The sequence below is a fragment of the Photobacterium piscicola genome (assembly GCF_046058925.1).
Classification (GTDB): domain Bacteria; phylum Pseudomonadota; class Gammaproteobacteria; order Enterobacterales; family Vibrionaceae; genus Photobacterium; species Photobacterium piscicola.
Window position 1 is genome coordinate 2324018 of the sequence record NZ_CP175534.1, and the last position, 20176, is coordinate 2344193.

General features: G+C 38.5%; 13 protein-coding genes and 2 pseudogenes. 7 read left to right on the plus strand and 8 right to left on the minus strand.

Annotation, left to right across the window (positions count from 1 at the left end; translation table 11 throughout):
* Window positions 1-56 precede the first annotated feature (56 nt).
* Both ACJZU6_RS11025 and ACJZU6_RS11030 read right to left on the minus strand, forming a co-directional pair.
* Window positions 57-674, minus strand: coding sequence for a YbaY family lipoprotein (locus tag ACJZU6_RS11025; protein WP_408900268.1), 618 nt, complete (start codon window positions 672-674; stop codon window positions 57-59).
* A 208-nt stretch (window positions 675-882) separates the two neighbouring features.
* Window positions 883-2100, minus strand: a complete 1218-nt coding sequence (locus ACJZU6_RS11030) for a CinA family nicotinamide mononucleotide deamidase-related protein (protein ID WP_107275398.1) — start codon at window positions 2098-2100, stop codon at window positions 883-885.
* Between the two features lie 423 nt (window positions 2101-2523).
* Here ACJZU6_RS11030 and ACJZU6_RS11035 point away from each other — a divergent pair, with 423 nt between their 5' ends.
* Together ACJZU6_RS11035 and ACJZU6_RS11040 are read left to right on the plus strand one after the other, a co-directional pair.
* Window positions 2524-3738, plus strand: coding sequence for an aromatic amino acid transport family protein (locus ACJZU6_RS11035; RefSeq protein WP_408900269.1), 1215 nt, complete (start codon window positions 2524-2526; stop codon window positions 3736-3738).
* A gap of 181 nt (window positions 3739-3919) precedes the next feature.
* Window positions 3920-4168: pseudogene (locus ACJZU6_RS11040) on the plus strand (IS1595 family transposase); the annotation flags it as partial.
* A 20-nt stretch (window positions 4169-4188) separates the two neighbouring features.
* Here the strand turns inward: ACJZU6_RS11040 and ACJZU6_RS11045 are convergent.
* The gene (locus ACJZU6_RS11045; protein WP_408900270.1) at window positions 4189-5136 is read right to left on the minus strand and encodes an FAD:protein FMN transferase; all 948 of its coding nucleotides are present in this window, start codon (window positions 5134-5136) and stop codon (window positions 4189-4191) included.
* 56 nt (window positions 5137-5192) lie between these two features.
* A complete protein-coding gene (locus ACJZU6_RS11050) occupies window positions 5193-8210 on the minus strand; it encodes a flavocytochrome c (RefSeq protein WP_408900271.1) in 3018 nt (1005 codons plus the stop codon).
* Between the two features lie 479 nt (window positions 8211-8689).
* Here ACJZU6_RS11050 and ACJZU6_RS11055 point away from each other — a divergent pair.
* A pseudogene (locus ACJZU6_RS11055) lies at window positions 8690-8885 on the plus strand (transposase); the annotation flags it as partial.
* A gap of 145 nt (window positions 8886-9030) precedes the next feature.
* On the plus strand, window positions 9031-10995 hold the full coding sequence (locus ACJZU6_RS11060; protein WP_408900272.1) for a putative bifunctional diguanylate cyclase/phosphodiesterase: 1965 nt from the start codon (window positions 9031-9033) through the stop codon (window positions 10993-10995).
* Between the two features lie 49 nt (window positions 10996-11044).
* On the opposite strand, the gene ACJZU6_RS11065 is transcribed toward ACJZU6_RS11060, so the two are convergent.
* Entirely contained in the window at window positions 11045-12244 is a 1200-nt protein-coding gene (locus ACJZU6_RS11065) for a methyltransferase (protein WP_408900273.1), read from the minus strand.
* Between the two features lie 123 nt (window positions 12245-12367).
* Window positions 12368-13342, minus strand: coding sequence for an HTH-type transcriptional regulator CysB (cysB, locus tag ACJZU6_RS11070; protein WP_080156750.1), 975 nt, complete (start codon window positions 13340-13342; stop codon window positions 12368-12370).
* Between the two features lie 425 nt (window positions 13343-13767).
* Between cysB and ACJZU6_RS11075 the strand changes: the two genes are divergently transcribed.
* Both ACJZU6_RS11075 and miaE read left to right on the plus strand, forming a co-directional pair.
* The gene (locus ACJZU6_RS11075; RefSeq protein ID WP_107275393.1) at window positions 13768-14529 is read left to right on the plus strand and encodes a DNA repair protein; all 762 of its coding nucleotides are present in this window, start codon (window positions 13768-13770) and stop codon (window positions 14527-14529) included.
* A gap of 93 nt (window positions 14530-14622) precedes the next feature.
* Window positions 14623-15426, plus strand: coding sequence for a tRNA isopentenyl-2-thiomethyl-A-37 hydroxylase MiaE (gene miaE / locus ACJZU6_RS11080; RefSeq protein ID WP_408900274.1), 804 nt, complete (start codon window positions 14623-14625; stop codon window positions 15424-15426).
* Window positions 15427-15498: 72 nt separating this feature from the next.
* On the opposite strand, the gene topA is transcribed toward miaE, so the two are convergent.
* The gene (gene topA, locus ACJZU6_RS11085) at window positions 15499-18150 is read right to left on the minus strand and encodes a type I DNA topoisomerase (RefSeq protein WP_080156753.1); all 2652 of its coding nucleotides are present in this window, start codon (window positions 18148-18150) and stop codon (window positions 15499-15501) included.
* Between the two features lie 616 nt (window positions 18151-18766).
* Between topA and ACJZU6_RS11090 the strand changes: the two genes are divergently transcribed.
* The gene (locus ACJZU6_RS11090) at window positions 18767-19024 is read left to right on the plus strand and encodes a DUF2498 family protein (RefSeq protein ID WP_080156754.1); all 258 of its coding nucleotides are present in this window, start codon (window positions 18767-18769) and stop codon (window positions 19022-19024) included.
* Between the two features lie 65 nt (window positions 19025-19089).
* Here the strand turns inward: ACJZU6_RS11090 and sohB are convergent, their stop codons facing one another.
* Window positions 19090-20151, minus strand: coding sequence for a protease SohB (sohB, locus tag ACJZU6_RS11095; RefSeq protein ID WP_080156755.1), 1062 nt, complete (start codon window positions 20149-20151; stop codon window positions 19090-19092).
* Window positions 20152-20176 lie beyond the last annotated feature (25 nt).

A 20176-nucleotide genomic window follows, 5' to 3' on the forward strand; every position in this document is an offset into this window, starting at 1 on the left:
GTAAACTACCTTATAGCTTAATTAATTATATTTAAAACCATATTATTAAAATGGAATTACCCATCACTGTGTGTTGTAGCATCAAACTGAATAAAGGCATTATTACCACCAGCACCAGGCTGTACCGTTTGACCAGATAATGTCACTAGTTGCCATTGTGGACCAGCAAGTGTTGGTTGATTAGCTTGCGGAGCAGCATTCTGTGGGGGAGCTACACGATCTAATTTAACTTCTAATGGTTGTTTTGCATCAGTTGCAAACGGATCCATAGCCGACGTTGAAGTCATGATTAATTTATCATCAACTTTTACTGTGGCACGTACATTATAACGGTGATTCGCTTGTATTTTATTTGCGTCATAATTTAACGTAACGGGATAAGGTGGCGCACCTGCAATATCCATTGATTCAGTACTCAATGTTACTGATGGTGCATCTGCAAGAGACACATCTTCAAGAGCAACATTCAGCACCGCACCTGGTGGTAACATACGGCGATCTAAATAGATAACACTGACTTCTAATGGTTTCATATCGGCTTTTTCTGCTTTAACAACAGCTGTAGGTTGCTGAGGGGCCTTTACCGTTGCTTCATTATCATTACATGCTTGAAGCATCAGTGCTGATAATATTACTGATGTTGCTAATACTACTTTTTTTAGTTTGAAAGCCATTATTTTTCCTTAAATTTACATATGCTTATTTGAAGAAATTACGTTGCTTATTTTTGAGTGACTCATCATCAATATAAGCTTATTTTTAATTGTACAAGCGATGATTAGCCACTAAGTTGATTGAATGTTAGCACTTATCTTTGCAATAATACAGCATTCAAAATAACAAAAAAGCATACATAGTCGCAGTAATTATAAAATAACCATGCTATAGATGCTCACTTGCAACACGATCTAGTGACTCATAACACCCAAATATTTCTTTGCCTTGTAAATAGCGGCGCAACATATCAAACATGACCGTTGAGATGATCCAACGTCGATTATAATTACTATATTGACGCTTAAATATTAGCTGCTGACACCAACAACCATCAGGCGTTGTAAGGCCTAACATAAACCCACCTTCCGTTGATGATGGTCCTGTTGTTAATGTATATGTTGCAGGTGCATGCAAATGTAATCGTTGACCTCGTAATGCTATCAATGTTGAGAATTCAGCAGCACACGCATTATCGTCAATATCATCAGCCATCACTTCACTCACCGCTAATCGAGCACTCAATGAAGGTACATCTTGAAGCCAATTAATTGCAAATCCACCTGAGCTTTGTTCTGATAATGCTAACGTTGCATCATCAGCTAATAAGTCAGCAATGGCGTTCAGTAAACCCTCGCCTTCAGCTACAACATTATCACCAAGCAGTTCAGCCATTTGTGCCAACAATATCGGCACCTGAGTGTCATTTTGTGGTGCAAATAATTTTATTTCGATAAAAGGCAATGATGAGCGATAACCTAAGCTGCATGTTTCAGGCAACGTTAACGCTTGAAACAAATCACTAATACCCGATTCAGATAAGCCATAAGTGTACAGACGATGACAAACTTTACTATCTGACACAGTAAACATAGTTTTCAAACGCGGCAAAATTTGTTCACTCACCATAATCTTAAATTCACTCGGTACACCCGGAGTGAAAAATAACCATGCACGATTTAACTGCATCATAAACCCACATGCAGTACCAACAGGGTTATCAATTAGCTCAGCACCTTCAGGTAACATCGCTTGTTTAAGATTAGCAGCAGGCATAACACGTCCCACTTGTTGATATTTGGCTGTCATTTCAGCCACCCAAGCATTTGATTGTTCCAAACCAACATTGGCAGCCATTGCCGCAGACGCTGCTGTAAGATCATCTGATGTTGGCCCTAAACCACCATTCACAATCACAATATCAGCACTAAGGCTGCACATTTCTATTTCTTTGGCTAATGCTTCATAGTTATCACCCACAGTAACTCGGCGTGTCATCGCAAAGCCTTGTTCAAAAAACTGTGCCGATAACCATGCCGCATTAGTATCGGTAATATCGCCATACAATACTTCTTCACCTGTACTGATCATCACTACACTGAGCATGGTTATTATGTCCTATAAAAGATTATGAATTAATTACAGTTTATGCTGAACATCACGCCATGGACAGAATATTATGCATCATCATTATTATTGATTTATTTTTCACATCACCAAACCAAGTGTAAATAAATATTTACACAATAAAGATAAGTTGACAGTCATAATCTCTATCGTTAATGTAGCACTTAGCAGCAAATTACCGTTAATTTACGATTAGATTCAGCTTAGAGAGAGTAAACGTGCGAATTACCCATCCTAATACAGCCTATCGATAGCCACAGTGGCTAAATCTAGGTGTAAACATTTTATAACACTTCATCTCGATTATGCCATTGTGGCCTGCTTTATATATAGGGAGCGACCACAGGTGTATTTATACCCCCTCCCAAGTTAAATTTTTATCCTTCAGGGAGCGACATAATCATGTCTTTAAATAAAACATTCGGCAGTATGCTGATTATTGCAGGCACCACGATAGGTGCAGGTATGTTAGCCCTTCCTCTGGCATCTGCTGGGTTAGGATTTACCACCGCCACTATGATTATGGTGGGTATTTGGGCATTAATGACCTACACCGCATTATTAATGCTAGAAGTCCATCAACATGCAGATCCTTCTGCAACTTTAAATACGCTCGCTTACGAATTATTGGGTCGTAAAGGGCAAACCATCGCAACATTAGCAATGTTTTTCTTATTCTACGCATTATGTGCCGCTTACATTGCTGGTGGTGGTAGCCAATTAAGTGAAAAATTATCAAGCTGGTCAGGCACGACAATTGCTCCTCAAATTGGTGCCGTTATTTTCACGATTGCGATTGCCAGTGTAGTATCAATCGGAACACACAGTGTTGATATGGTTAACCGTGTTCTATTTACAGCAAAAGTCATTGCTCTTGCAGTCATGTTGGGGTTATTACTGCCCTACGTTCAAGGACAGCATCTGGTTGAGATGCCAGTAGAGAAAGGATTAATTCTGTCAGCCTTGCCTGTTATTTTCACTTCTTTTGGCTTTCACGGTAGCATTCCTTCAATTGTTCGTTACATTGGCATTGATATCAAAGCATTGAAGAAAATCATGATCTTTGGATCTGCATTGCCACTCACCGTATATATCTTATGGCAGTTAGCCAGCCAAGGCATTATGGGGCAACCACAATTAATGGCGAATAGTACGCTTGGTGCATTTATTGGTAGCTTAAGTGAATTACTTCATAATCCAATGGTGGGACAATCAGTTTCTATCTTTGCAGACCTTGCTCTAGCAACATCTTTTCTTGGTGTAAGTTTAGGTTTGTTTGATTTTTTAGCTGACACACTTAATCGTGGTAATCATCTTTCAGGCCGTGGGCAAACCGCTTTAATCACATTTTTGCCTCCACTAGCTTTTGCTGTGTTCTACCCTCAAGGGTTTATTATGGCATTAGGTTATGCTGCTATTTCCCTCGTGATTTTGGCTATCTTTTTACCTGTAGCGATGGTTCGTGCACAACGACAAGCACAACATGCAACAAATACTGTATCAGGCTATATTGTTAAAGGTGGTTCATTTTCTTTGGGGATAATAACCATTATCGGTATTATTATTATTACCGCTCAGTTATTGCAAATGGTTGGAGTAATACCAGCTGTTGGTTAATTATATTACTTAATTATCACTATTTAACAGTAATCGTCAGATAGGCTCCTATACTTTAATATATTGAAGTATAGGAGCAACGTCATATTTAAAAATATAATCTAATTTCAGGAAGGCCTGTCTATCTGCAAATTTATACGAGCGAAAAAATGATATAAATAACGTTTATTTAATCTACGTAAGAAATGGGAAAACGCTCCATCTATATGAAGCTACATTTCATTGAGTAGATACAATGGCTGTTAAAAGCTCGATAAAAGAGACATATCACGTGATTAGAGAACAACATATTCCTCTTCACCTTGACCAGTTCTGTTTAAGATTTAATTATCGGCGCCAAGTTAACGATATATTCAATTCACTGATTAAATGCGGTACACAATCACCACCGATACCAAAGAAGTTATTAACATTGACTGAGTCACAATGATAATCAAGTAAGACTAAACATTATTTATATTTAACAACGCGACCATTATCAGTGAGTCCATTCGTTATAAATACTTTACCTTGATTTGAGATCAATACAGCTTCAATATCAGCCTGATGATTAAGGTAAAAGAGAGCATCATCTATAGAGGGTAAAAAGCCTGCGGTACTCCATATTTCACCATCAACAGACAGCTTTGAAATAATCGTCACACTCGCGATATTGCTTGAGATAGGCCTCCCTGTTTGTCCATCAAGAAGGTGATGGTATCGCTGACCATTATATTCAAAATATCGTTCATTAATGCCAGACGTTACCATTGAGTAATCTCGTAAAGGTACAACTCGACAGATATCACCACGCGAAGTAGCCAGCGGGTTTTGAATACCAACATTCCATGTTTGAGAGATATTCTCAGGCGAATAACCAATGGTCAGTACATTACCACCAAGATTAATAAAGCCGTGCTCGACCCCGTTAGCAGTAAGAAAATCTTTTATCCGATCAGCAAAATACCCCTTGGCGATAGCACCTAAATCTATCTGCATACCAGCTTGAGAAAGGTATACCGACTGATAGTCATCATCTAGGATAATTTTCGATGGATCAACAAGTTGTAATTTTTCCGCAAGCTCCGCATCAGTGGGAAACTTGGCATCTTTAAAACCAATATGCCATGCTTTTACCAGTGGTCTAATCGCCACATTAAACGGATTTAGAGGATCGACACTGATCGATTTTGATTTCTTAATCAGCGCATAAAGATCCGGCTTTACACGGACAGGTCGAATGCCTGCGTGGTTGTTGACGCGCATAAGTTCAGATTGCGCCTGATTAACTGTAAAACGTTGAGTAAACTCTTGAAGTTGCAGATAACATTCTTTGATCAACCCTTCACCACGTTCATTATGAACCACAAGATCAATAAAGGTTCCCATCATAGGAAAACGCGTTTTATAACAGTGCATTAAGTCTATACTCGTTAAATAGTAAAAAGGGAAGCACATGCTTCCCTTTTGTCTCATTAAACGCGGTTAGATACGCTATCACCGGCTATACGGCCATACGTGAAGATATCTATCAACGCATTACCACCTAAACGGTTACCAGCATGAATACCACCTGTTACTTCACCCGCGGCATATAGCCCAGAAATTGGTGCCCCTGTTTTATCCAATACACACGCTTTAGTATTGATCTTTAAGCCACCCATCGTATGGTGAACCGATGGCTTACGTGGCGTTGCATAGAACGGTGCTTTTCCCACTTTTAAGCCAAGTGCACCTTTGTGGAATTCAGGATCACGCCCTTCATCAACGTAGCTGTTATAACGGCGAATTGTTTCTATTAACGCTTCCGTCGGCACATTAATTTTCTGAGCTAATTCTTCAATTGAATCCGCTTTAATAATAATACCTTCTTCGATCTCACGCTCAATGGTTTCATCTGTGGTGTTAGCCGCCGTTTTACGGATAGCTTCATCGGCAATCATGTAAACAACACCGCCATTATCGAAGAACGAGCGAGAAAGCACGTCTCGACTTTCACATTCATCGACAAAGCGCTTGCCTTGATTGTTAACAAAAACAAAGTTTTCAGGTGGAACAATAAGACCTGTTAATAACGCACCAGATTTAGGATCACCAATAGGCATTAACTGAACATATTCCATACCCACTAAATCAGCACCTACTTTTTCACCGATTTCAATACCATCACCAATAAGTGCAGGTGAGTTGGTTGTTTTAATATCATCAGCAATCTCGTTCCAGTAGTTATTGTATTTTTGCAGCATTTTCGTATTTGCACCAAAACCACCAGAAGCCAGTACAACACCACAATTAGTGGTCAATACATATTTTGTACCGTCTGAATGAGTTGCTTTAATACCAACTACTTTTCCATTATCAACAATCAATTCTTCAGCTCGCGCATCCGTAATGATATGTCCACCTTGGGCAATCACTTGCTTTTGAAGTTTTTCGACAAACTCAACACCTTTAGGACGATTCGGTTTGTGCGCACGGCGCCATAAAGCACCAACAGCGATATCCACCATGCCACGGTTAAAGTCGATACCTTTTTCAGTTAACCAATCAATCGATTCCATCGCACGACTTGTTAACGTCTGTACCAAATCGTATTGACCGTGAATTAACTCACCATTAAGGTTAGTGCGTTTACCACCTAGGTATGTCTGAATTAGGTGCAGTTCAACTGAATCAAACAGGTAATTTTTCCCACTTTCAGTATCAAGGAAATAATTTGCCAATTGATCTTTCAGTGTACGGAAATCGGCAAGATATTCTTCTGCAATGTCTGACTCAGGTGTAGCGGCAATCGCTTTAAGGTAATCCACTTCACCAGCAATCGCAGGGAAATCTTTTACCCACTTAGGCTCTGCTGCATTCACCCAACCGCCTGTACGTACAGTGTTACCACCAACAGCCGGGAATTTTTCAAGCAGAATAACAGATTTGCCATTATCTAAAGCGGTAAGCGCTGCACTTAAACCTGCGCCACCGCCACCAACAACAACAACATCGACAGTTTTTTCGATAACTTCTGTTGACCATTCAACCGCTTCACGTGCTTTACAACGAAGCGCTTCAGAGTTACCACCCGCTAAATCAACAGCATCAGAGACACCGTCAATAACCGCTTGGCTACTCACTGTCGCACCAGAAATTACATCAATATTGAGAGTTTGGCCTTCCATAATCTGTTGCGGAATACGCTCAAACGCAGGGTTAGCAATACCGTCTGACTCTTTTGAAGAATCAACGATAATATCGAGGATCTTGTCGTCTGAGAACGTTACTGTTACCGGTAGTTTGCCATTGTGTCCGTAGCCATAAGCGATGTACTCACCAGGCTCAAAGCTGATCTCAACGTTTTGTAATTCTTTAATACGCTGGTGCTTTAATGCCTCAGCCTTACTATCAACAATCATGTAGTCCATGATTTCCCAAAGTGGTGTTGGGATCTTTAGTTGATATTGTTGCTCGATATCAGCGAATTCGGCACATTCTTCACCATTGATTGCTTTTGTCGCCCATGTTGGCTCAACAAGGAAACCTTTACCCACACTCACCATGTCGTAGCCTTGCGCTAAGGCTTGATTAGCATCAGAACGCTGAGCGATACCACCAACACCTATTACAGGGATTTTGGCAACATTTTCAGACTCAAGCGCATGGTATTTACGAATAAGTAGTTCTTTATCTTCAGGGGTTACAATCGAATTGCGAGCATAATTCCCCATAGAAAAATGAAAATAATCAAGACCACTCATCGCCAACTTATCAAGCAAGTACATGGTATCTTCGAAACGAATACCAGGCTCTTCGATTTCTTCAGGAGAAAAACGGTAACCAATAATAAAATCATCGCGTTGATGATCAGCGACAACTTTTTTCGCTCCATTTAAAACAGCAAGAGGAAATGCAGTACGCTTTTCAATATCACCGCCCCATTTATCATTTCGACGGTTTGAGTGCGGAGAGAAGAACTGCTGAATAATGTATGTATTAGCGCCATGGATCTCAACCCCATCAAAACCCGCAACGATTGCACGATTAACAGCATTAGAAAAAGCGTCAATCATAAAGCCAATTTGCTCTTTCGTCATCTCAAGTGGTGTTTCTGCATTATCACGAAGCGCAGCAATAGGGCTTGCAGAAATAGGTTGATGACCACCATTGTATTCGCCGTTTGCCATACGACCAGCATGATAGATCTGAAGAATGGCCTTTGAGCCTTTCTCTTTAATTGCTGATGCTAACTTCTTAAGCCCAGCGATCTTACTATCGGTATTGATGCCCAATGCACCGGGAAATGCTCTTCCGTAATTTTCGACAAACGCACTTTCAACAATAACTGCACCAGCATCGCCTGAGCGAGCAGAATAATAGTTGATCATTTCTTGCGTAACACCACCATCAAAAAAAGCAGATTGAATGGTCATAGGAGCCATAACAATGCGATTTTTAAGTTTTGCTTGTGATAAGCCTAATTGAATTTCATCTGTTAAATTATTCACTGATTCATATTCCAATATAATTTAATACTTATATAAAAAATCACTAAATATACAAATAGCTTTAAGTGATTTTTGAAATAAGAACTGAAGCAATTAAGTAATAATGAATAAAATTACTACAGGGATAGCTTATAGTAAAATGATACATCTGCATTTAATTCATGCACAATATTCATAAACCCATTAATATCTATCATTCTAAATTAACATTAAAAATCAAATAAAAACAAGGCAACACAAGCCGGCTATTAGCATTATTTAATAGCCATAATTAAATAATCTTCCATGTATTAACAGCTTGTAACATATAATTAAAACAACATCTAATAACATAATCCAATTTTATAAAAGCATCTCTATGCTCGAATTTATGCAAATATACAGAATTAAAAAACAATGTAGAGAACATCATTTAATCTGTATTAAAATAATAACATTCTCTATTAATATGAAGCCACATTTCATGGATATATATTATAATTAGTCATATTAAAAATTCGATAAAAGGGACATATCACGCAATTAGAGAAAAACATATCCTCGTTATCTTGGTGAATTCTGTTTTAGATTTAATAATCAGTACCTAGTTGAAGACATCTTCATACACTGATTAAATATCGTGCAAAATCAACACTGATACCAGAGAAATTATTAACCTTGGCTAAATATCAATAGTAATCATCGGTTACATTAATAAATACAGTATTTATATATCAAAACATGGACTAATATCACGTAGTTATCATAATATCATGTTTAATTTTTCCATTTCAGCTACTATTTTAAAACTAACACCTTAATAAAAAGAAAGAACTTGGAGATGGATCCATTCTCACCGCTCTATTATCTCCAAAACCCAATCTGGGTATTTGATGTTGATAATAAAAAAATTCTATGGGCAAATGATAAATCATTACGTTTATGGGAAGCGACATCTATTGAAGAACTTTTAAATCGTGATTTAGGTCAAGATATGTCTGCAGCCGCCGCTGCAACATTATTAGAATACCAACAAACATTTAAATTAAATAAAACAATTAAAACATGGTGGCGATTCAATCCTAAACAAATAACTAAAAATATGTTGTGCTTATTTTCAGGTATTCCACTAACTGATGGCCGCATGGCTATGCTTGTAGAAGTGATTGCTGATGAATCCTCTCTACGTCGAGATTTGGCCTTTTCTGATTGTTCAAATTTAGCTCTTTTGTTTAATGGAGATGGCACTTTTATTAGTTCAAACGCTGCTTTTTCAAGTTGTTATGGTAAAAATTTAGTTGATCTTTCAGAGTTCATTGGTGATATTGCCATTGCACAACAATGGCTAGAAAATGCTAAAAAAAATAATAGTTTTAAGTGCAATCGCTTATGTTGGACAGGTCAACGCCACAATTGGTTTGATATTGAAGCAAAATGGTTAAACGATAATTCACAATTATTATTACAACTAGTGAATGTCACCAAAGATAAAGAAAAACTGAATAAAGAAAAATATAATGCTGAGCATGATTTTCTAACGGGATTAATGAACCGACGTGGTATTTCTGCTGCATTAAAAGCTAGTCATCACCATCGTTCCCATTACAGTTTATTATTTCTTGATCTTGATGGTTTTAAACTTGTTAATGATTCTTATGGCCATGCTGCAGGCGATAAATTACTTCGAGCAGTCGCTATCCGTCTATTAAACGTCGTGAAAGATAAAGGTCTTGTCGCTCGTTTTGGTGGTGATGAATTTATAATTCAAATAGAGAAGCGTAATTATACCACCATCGAAAACTTTACCGATCAAATAATAAAAACATTAAGTCGCCCTTTCCATATTAAAGATATTGGTGAACTCTCTATCAGCTGCAGTATTGGTACTGCAAATTATCCCGATGACGCTAATAATTTTGATACGCTTATCACTCAAGCAGATATGGCAATGCACCGGGCAAAACAAAGAGGCCGTAATTGCTATTATCCTTTTTTACAAGAAATGGCCGATGCGCTATATCGTAAAATGACCTTACGTCATCATTTATCTCAAGCTCTCGAAAACCATGATTTTGAACTATATTATCAGCCAATTATTGATTTAAATAGCCAACAATTAAAAGGATTTGAAGCATTAATCCGTTGGCATGATGAATTACTCGGTCAAGTTTCACCAGCAGAATTTATTCCATTAGCTGAAGAAACGGGCCAAATAGTACCGTTAGGGCTCTGGATATTACACAGTGCCTGTCAACAACTAGCCTATTGGACCCAACGGTATGCTCAGCCATTTATTATTAGCATTAACCTCTCACGTGCACAATTACAGCCAAATATTGCCCAGACAATTGAACAAATCATTCGTCAATATAATGTCAATCCATCTCAGCTTGCTTTAGAGATTACTGAATCTACCATGCTACAAGATTATTGTGAAACCAAGCCCTGCTTAGATGCATTAGCTGCAATGGGAATTGAACTCTATTTAGATGATTTTGGTACAGGCTATTCTTCTTTATCACAATTACATGAGTTACCAATTAGTACGGTGAAGCTTGATCAAAGTTTTATCCAGGGCGAACACTCCAGCAATAAAGTGATCATTGAAGCAACCAAAGCTATTTGTGACAAACTCAATTTAAAAATAGTGGCAGAGGGGGTAGAAACGCAGGCACAGCTTAATTATATCAACCAATGTGGTTTTGATTATTGTCAGGGATATTTCTTTAGCAGACCTCTGCCGGTTTATGAACTTGAAGAAAAGTATTTTCACACCCCTGAAATGAGCATGGCCGCACAATCATAGTAATATACTATTCCCTATCATTAATTTGATAGGGAACTTACTATGTCGTCTAGGCGATATCCCGTCGCTCAGCATGAATTAATAAATTACGTGGCGTTATTGGTTTATCACAAAAAGTACCAAGCACAACCTCATAACCCTGCTCTTCAAGAAAACAAACGCGATCAAGTGCTAGCCAAATTTCAAGTGGTCGTCGAAATAATTGTCGAACTAATTCCATTCGTTCAATAATAGCAAATCGTTTTTCACCTTGGCGCTGCCACTTATCAAAATCAATATTCTCAGGTAACTGTACACCCCTTCTTGCGGCAGCCCACACACAAAAGGCTTCAAACCCTTGGTTAAGCAATGCTTTTTGTACATTTGGTACAGAAAGGTATGTCTCAGTTTGGCTAACTTCTCGCTGTAATAAATCAAACCCTAATCGAAAGCTCACTTCCACAAAGCGCAGTTGCTTAACTCGATTACCTGCAGTAACGGTTTCTTGCAAAGGAAGTCGTAAATCATGCTTAGATAGAACCAAGGTACTTGTTTTCGCAATCGTAGACATTGGTTGATAATGTGATTGACGAATGAGGTGATAACAGCACGGTGAAATACTCACTGCAGCCCCTTTATTAGCAGCGACCCGTTGCAGTAATGATACATGCAAATCACCACAAGCATGTAATGCAACAGCATGTTGCCGAGTCGTGATTGCGTTATCACTCTCACGACTAAATGCATCCGCATGAATAAAATTAATCGCTAACCCCAATTGCTTTGCCGCTTTTTCACCATCAATGCATAATTGTGATTGCCATTCAAGGCTCGTCACTGGCTGTTGGTGCGATGCAGCCAATACACGTCCTAGATACCCCTTACCCGCACACCACTCTAACCATGGCAATCCTAAAGGTGGTAACACCTCATTAAAAGCGATAATTTGCTGCCACTTGCGACCAGGAATACCACTATCAAACCCTTGTGGTACTGATCTGTCAGTACGCGTTAAAGGTTGGATTTTACTAACAAGTTGAGTTAATACTTCTGCATCATCAATCCAGGGCATTAAAGCTGTTGTTAAGGCATTGATATCATAACTTAATACCTGTAACTGGTTGTCATCTAAAGCTGTTAACCATTGGCAAAATGGCAAATTTTGATGCCAAACAAAGCCACGTTCAACAAAAGGCATAAACTGCCAAAACTGCCTGTTTTTTACCAATAAAGCATCGAGACGACGAAAAAGCTCAACGTAGTTAGACATAAACAACCATTAACCGACCTAAAATTGGGGGCTAGTGTATATCAAGCTTACGTTTGACACATTAACCAAATAAAAAAACCGCTATCACTAGCGGTTTCAATTATATTAATAACAACTCAGACGTTATCTAACCGGTAATTCCATTGAAGCAAACATATCATTTATTTCTGCAGCATTTTTTAATGCGATAGCCTGATCAACAACATTGCGAGTAAGATGAGGTGCAAAACGTTCCATAAAATCATACATATAAGTACGTAAGAATGTCCCTTTTTTGAAGCCTATCATGGTCGTACTTGAATCAAAAATATGACTCGCATCCAGAGCAACTAAATCATCATCAGCATTAGGATCCATTGCCATACTTGCAATCACACCGACACCTAAGCCTAAACGAACATAGGTTTTAATCACATCGGCATCTGTTGCTGTAAATACAATTCTTGGTGTTAGACCTGAGCGGTTAAATGCACTATCAAGTTCAGAACGGCCAGTAAAGCCAAACACATAAGTAACTAATGAATAAGCAGCTAAATCGTGAATAGTAATAGTAGGTTTAGTCGCAAGAGGATGATCTTTACGTACCACAATTGAGCGATTCCAATAATAACAAGGCAACATAATCATATCTTGATATAAATGTAGCGCTTCTGTTGCTATAGCGAAATCAGAATTTCCTTTACCCACAGCATCTGCAATTTGACTTGGCGTTCCTTGATGCATGTGTAATGAAACTTTAGGAAATCTCGTTGTAAAACCTTGAATCACATCAGGCAATGCATAGCGTGCTTGAGTATGTGTCGTCGCAATATTTAGCGTTCCCATTTCCGGATGAGTATGCTCACTCGCAACCGCTTTAATACTTTCAACACGAGATAAAATATCACGTGAAATGCGTACGATATCTTCGCCAGCTGATGTTACTTTCGTTAAATGTTTACCACTACGTTCAAAAATCTGAATACCTAATTCATCTTCCAATAAACGTACTTGCTTACTAATACCCGGTTGAGACGTATATAAACTCTCTGCGGTAGATGAAACATTGAGGTTATGATTTACGACCTCAACAATATAACGTAATTGTTGTAATTTCATGGTCTCGCCCAATCAATAATCCGTTACCTTTCATACTTAGTCCTAAAATCTTCAACTGATTTTCATCTCAAAGCATGATCGTGCAACCATGTAATAAATATTTTATATATTGAATTAACGTTGTTTCATAGTATTTATTTACTTTACACCATAAAAATACTATTTCATCATCAAATAAGCATGAAGCAATGTTAAAACTTTATATTCCAAGTCTTTTTTATTGCCGGAAAATAACACTCATTGTTACGTTGTAATGCTGCATGTTGAAGTAATTTCAGCATAAAAACAAAGCATTTAAATTAAAAAACCATATCTTTCTCTATCACGTTATTTAGTTAGCATTTTTTACTAACAAACTACCACCAAACAACGAGATAGTGTATCTTCCTAAGTAATACATCAACCATGGAAGATAGACACACTTTATGAGTATCCCTCTCGTTATTGGCTTAATCAGTCTTCTGCTAATTCTAGTTATTGGCTACAGCATTATCATTCAATACCGGCAACGGCTAGAAAATGCTAAACAGCAAGAATTGGCAAAGCAAGTCGCAATCATTGACGCCACAGAAGAACTCATTAGTAATGCGAGTCATTTACCTTATAGTAAAGAGCTCTTAGTTTGTCTCAATAAACGCATTCTTTATGCACTTGAAACTATTGCTGAAGTTGACACTAAAGATCGTTCATTGAAACAACGCATCCATCATGTAACCGAACAAATATCACATTTAGAAACACACTTTGATCAAACCAATGTTGTCCCTTTCCAAGTGCCTAATTCAGATCGCCAAGCCATTGGTATGTTACAGCTCGTAAAGCGTTTAAAGAGTGTAATTAAAGGAGAGCATGGTAAAGGTCGTATTGCCACTCAAGCCTATGTGCTTGAAAATACGCGCTTAGAAAACATGCAATTAAGAATTAATATTGAAAACGTCGTTAAGCGCGCTAATGATGCTCGCTTAAAACGTCAATTTGGTACAGCTAAACAATTACTAAAGAAAGGGATTGATGTTCTATCTTCTCGTAATGATGAGTATGCAACAAAAGCGCAGCAGAAACTTCAATACATGCTCAATGAAATTGATAATAATATGAGTGTCAGTAGTGAACAAGAACGACAACAATTACTCGACAAAGATAATGATGAATTAGATGTGTTATTTCAGCCAAAACGGAAATGGTGATTTAATTCTCTTTGTCTTACACTAGCTCAACGATAAAGGTCGCCATCGCGGCCTTTTTTACGCCTTCGATAATAATAAATAAAGACATGCCTTATGGATAACGACAACACTCAACAAGTGGTTAAGGAATTACTCAAGCCTATTAACCAATTTCTTCAATGTGAGACCCCTGATAGCTGGATTAATGAAGCCATTAAACCTGAGAATTTGATCCCATTATTAGTCGATCACTGTAATTGTGAATTAAAAGCAAGTCAGACTGCGATGTTTATGGTGCGTAAATACGCTGTAGACAAACAGAGTGGTGAAGCACTAATGGCATGGGCAAAACCTTATGAAGATTTTGTTTACGGTGGACATAACCGCTCAACAGCCCAGTTTCACAGTAAAAAAAATGGCCTACTCGCCCCACTAACACCGCGCAGTGATTTTTCTCATGGCCAAGAATTAATCGATAAAATGGTACGATTAATTAAAGAAGAGTTTCATCATTTTGAGCAAGTGTTAGAGATCATGGATAAGCGTGGCATTCCTTATAGTAACCTTCATGCAGGACGTTATGCTAAAGGGTTAATGAAAGCCGTACGTACTCATGAGCCAGCAACCTTAATTGATAAACTGATTGTAGGTGCATACATAGAAGCACGCTCTTGTGAGCGATTTGCCAAACTTGCCCCTTATTTAGATTCAGAACTGAAGAAGTTTTATATCTCATTATTGCGCTCAGAAGCGCGCCATTATCAAGATTACCTAACTCTGGCTGAAAAAATTGCGGGAACAAATATTGCCGATCGTATTCGAGTAATTGGCAGCAAAGAAGCAGAGTTAATTACCACTCCTGATGATACTTTCCGTTTTCACAGTGGTATTCCTATCACCGCTATCGCTTGTGTTTAAAATCATAAGATCACTAACACCTACAAAAAAACCGCCATATTTGGCGGTTTTTTTTAATCACAGAATAACGAATTACTCTTCTTCTGCTGATTTTTCTTTTTTAGGCTTTTTACGCTTATCGGTAATTTCCCACTTACCGTCCACAAATAGACCCGTCCAGCCTGTTGGCTTACCGTCTACTTCTGAACGCACGTAATTCTCTTTAGTTTTACGTGAGAAGCGAATCACTGTTGGTAGACCATCAGGGTCAGCCACTGGCGCATCGGTTAAGTATAAGAACTTAGGTGATAAACGCTCTTTAAAGCGTACAAGCTCTTCCACTAACGGTGCACGTGTTTCACGTGACTTAGGGAACGTACTCGCTGCCATGAACAAACCAGATGCACCATCACGTAAAACGAAGTACGCGTTGGTGTCTTGTGTACATGGAATTTCTGGCAAATGTACAGGATCTTCTTTTGGTGGCGCAACTTCGCCATTCTTTAGAATCTTACGGGTATTCTTACACTCTTCGTTAGTACACCCCATGTACTTACCAAAACGACCGTTCTTCAGTTCCATATCAGAACCACACTTGTCGCATTCAATCAGCGGGCCTTCATAGCCTTTAAGCTTGAACTCACCTTTTTCAACAATGTAACCATCACAACTTGGGTTATTACCACAAACGTGCAGCTTACGATCTTGATCAATAAGGTAAGCATCCATTGCCGTGTTACAAATAGGACAACGTTTTTTAGCGCGTAATGCAGCTGTTTCAACGTCTTCCTCTAGAACATTAACAATGCCTTCTTCACTGCCTAAGTTGATCGTTGTTTTACAACGCTCTTTAGGTGGCAATGCATAGCCAGAACAACCAAGGAAAACACCTGTTGATGCAGTACGAATACCCATAGGTCGTGAACATGTCGGACATTGAATATCCGTTAGCACGATATTATTAGGCTGCATACCACCTTCTGCTTCATCTAGCTCTGCTTTTTGAAGCTCGGCCGTGAAATCAGAGAAGAACTCATCGAGTACTTTCTTCCAGTTTTTCTCACCTTCAGCAATTTTATCAAGATTACCTTCCATACGGGCAGTAAAATCAAAATCCATCAAATCAGGAAAACTATTGTCTAAACGGTCAGAAACAATCTCACCCATCTTTTCTGCATAGAAACGACGTTGATCAACACGTACATAACCACGATCTTGAATGGTTGAAATGATCGACGCATACGTTGATGGACGACCAATGCCACGCTTTTCAAGTTCTTTAACCAATGCTGCTTCTGTAAAGCGTGCTGGCGGCTTAGTAAAGTGTTGCTTAGGCTCAAGTTGCTCTAACTTCAGTACATCGCCTACGTTAACTTCAGGTAATGTTGTATCTTCATTTTTACCTGACGGACGCTGTACTAATGTCCAACCAGCAAAACGTAAAGTACGGCCTTTCGCTTTTAGCAAGAAATCCCCTGCTTTAACGTTGATTGTACTTGAGTCATATTTTGCTGGCATCATCTGACAAGACACAAATTGACGCCAAATTAAGTCATACAACTTAACTGCATCTTGATCCATGCCTTCTAAATTTTCAGCTTTCACTTCTACGTTTGAAGGACGAATTGCTTCGTGCGCTTCTTGCGCATTTTTCTTACTGCCATAAACATTGGCATTTTCAGGTAAATACTCATTACCATACTCATTACCAATTAGCTCACGCGCTGCTTCAACGGCCTCTTTTGAAAGGTTAGTCGAGTCAGTACGCATGTAAGTAATATAACCTGCTTCATATAGGCGCTGTGCAAGGCCCATAGTGCGCTTAACACCATAACCTAGACGTGTACTTGCCGCCTGCTGAAGTGTAGAGGTGATATAAGGCGCAGAGGGCTTGCTGCTAGTTGGGCGATCTTCACGCTCAATCACTTCATACGCTGCTTTTTCAAGTAGCGCATGGGCAGCCATCGTATCGACTTTATTTTCAGGACGGAATGCTTTACCCGCCTGTTGTGCAACCATTAACCGTAAAGCGTCTTTGCCTACCGTTAGTGTATCTGCATGAATATCCCAGAACTCTTCGGGATCAAATGCATTGATTTCATGTTCGCGCTCAACAATCAGTTTTACCGCAACTGACTGTACACGACCAGCAGATAGACCACGGGCAACTTTTTTCCACAATAGTGGTGATACCATGAAGCCAACAACACGATCGAGGAAGCGACGTGCTTGTTGCGCATTCACGCCATCAATATTCAATTCACCTGGTTGTTCAAATGCTTGTTGAATAGCATTTTTAGTGATTTCGTTAAAGACAACTCGTTTATAGCGTGATTCATCGCCGCCGATGATCTCACGAAGGTGCCACGCAATGGCTTCTCCTTCGCGGTCTAAATCCGTTGCGAGATAGATACAATCAGCATCTTCAGCTAATTTTTGAAGTTCACTAACAACTTTTTCTTTGCCAGGAAGTATTTCATAATGCGCATTCCAATCATCATAGGGATCAACACCCATTTTACTGATTAGCGCTTTACGATCTTTCTTCTGTTTAATTGCTGCTTTTTCTTCAACACTCAACCCTTTAGTCGATGTTGCTACAGCTTTTTTACCGCCACTGCGGGCGCCCGTTGGCAAATCACGTACGTGACCAACGCTTGATTTTACAATGAAATCCTTACCCAAGTACTTATTGATTGTTTTCGCCTTGGCTGGGGACTCCACGATAACGAGAGATTTACCCATAATGACCCTATTACGTCCTCGTGCTCGCTAATTCTAAAAATATAAATAACTGCTTAGCTAATCATTAGCGCCACAACATTCGACCAATCTCATTAAGTCACTAATCGAAAAATTTAAGAGCAGTGAATTAATATGATGAGTTACAATTTGAGAATGATACATATTTGCAATTAATTATTGCACTTCATTTACGTAAAATACTCTTTACATATTGGGCTAGAAAACAAGAAGGTCAACTGCTTTTTAATTAATTTCGTCTATTTGGTTGTACCTTCCGCACTTGTTATTAAGTTGTGAATATTCAAAAAGCAACATTTACAGCCCTTTCAACGTACTGATAATCAAAATGATAAAATTAAAATTTACCTTATATGACAATCACTTTGATGCTTTATTGTCTCTGCAATAACAAAAATCCGCATCATCAATATCATTGATATAGAATTATTTGGTCAGCTTTACTAATTTTTTTTGCATTTAATCACAGTATTTATGCTTTTTAATATAATACCCGCCCATATTTGAATAGATATTAACCAATTAACAACCCTGTTATTTGTTTTCTCATAGCAACTTACTTAGACTGTGTTTATTCTACTATCAATGAGTATTTATCATGGCTAATAAAGCTGAAATTTCGATCAATGAGCTATTAATGATCGCCAATCAAATCATTCAAGATCACAAAGATTACGTTGAAGGTATGCGCGCGACATCAGTAATAGAAAAAGATGGCGTATTAATCTTCAAAGGCGAATACTTCCTTGATGATGAGGGCTTACCAACGGCTAAAACAACGGCTGTATTTAATATGTTTAAGTTCTTGGCTCATAAATTATCACCAGAGTTCACACTAAACACATTACTTGTTTAAGCAAAATTTAAACAAAAAAACCCGCGATCACGGCGGGTTTTTTCATCTCACGGGGTTAACCATTATTACATAAATGGACGCTGACCACGCGCAACCCACTTCATTAATAACGTATCTGCCGCTTCACTTGACGCACCAGAAAGCTTCTCGATTAACTTCTTGCGACGTACATATTTAACCTGTAATACTTCACGCGCTTTACAAGCTTCGGTGATCAAATCATCACTGGTGCTAATCTGATCCACTAAGCCTAATTCAAGGGCTTGTTGACCAAACCAATGCTCACCTGTTGCCACTTTATTTAAGTCAAGTTCAGGGCGATGAACAGCAATAAATTGTTTAAATAAACCGTGTGTTTCTTCAATCTCTTCTTTGAATTTTTCACGCGCTTTATCTGAGTTTTCACCAAACATAGTTAAGGTACGTTTAAACTCACCTGCCGTAATTTGTTCAAACTCAATATCGTTTTTCTTCAATACCTTACTAAAGTTTGGTAGTTGTGCAATAACGCCAATAGAGCCCACAATAGCAAACGGTGCTGAGACAATTTTATCCGCAACACACGCCATCATATAACCACCACTTGCCGCGACTTTATCAACAGCTATCGTTAACGTAATACCAGCCGCTTTTAAACGGTCAAGTTGTGATGATGCTAAACCATAAGCATGTACCATACCGCCACCTGTTTCTAAACGTAGCAATACTTCATCACCTTCAATTGCAATGGCTAAAATAGCGCTAATTTCTTGACGTAATGACGAGACTTCACGTGCATCAATACTGCCGTGAAAATCAATAACAAATAAACGAGGATCACGGGTTGTGGTTAAATTACCATTTTTCACCGCTTGTTTTACTTCATTTTGGCGCGCTTTATCTTGTTCTTTATCTGATTTTTTATCCGCTTTATCACGGGCTTTTAATAATGCTTTGTCAAATAAATGAGATTCTAACTGCTCAACGGTCTCTTTATATTGTTCAGTCAAATCGGTAACTTCTAGTTCACCTTTTTGAGAACCATGACGACCATTTAACGCTTTTGTTAATACCAATACACCCACAATCGCAATAACAACTGTCGCTATTTTGGCGAAAAACAAACCATATTCAAACAAAAATTCCAAGATTCAATCCTCTATTAGGCAAGAA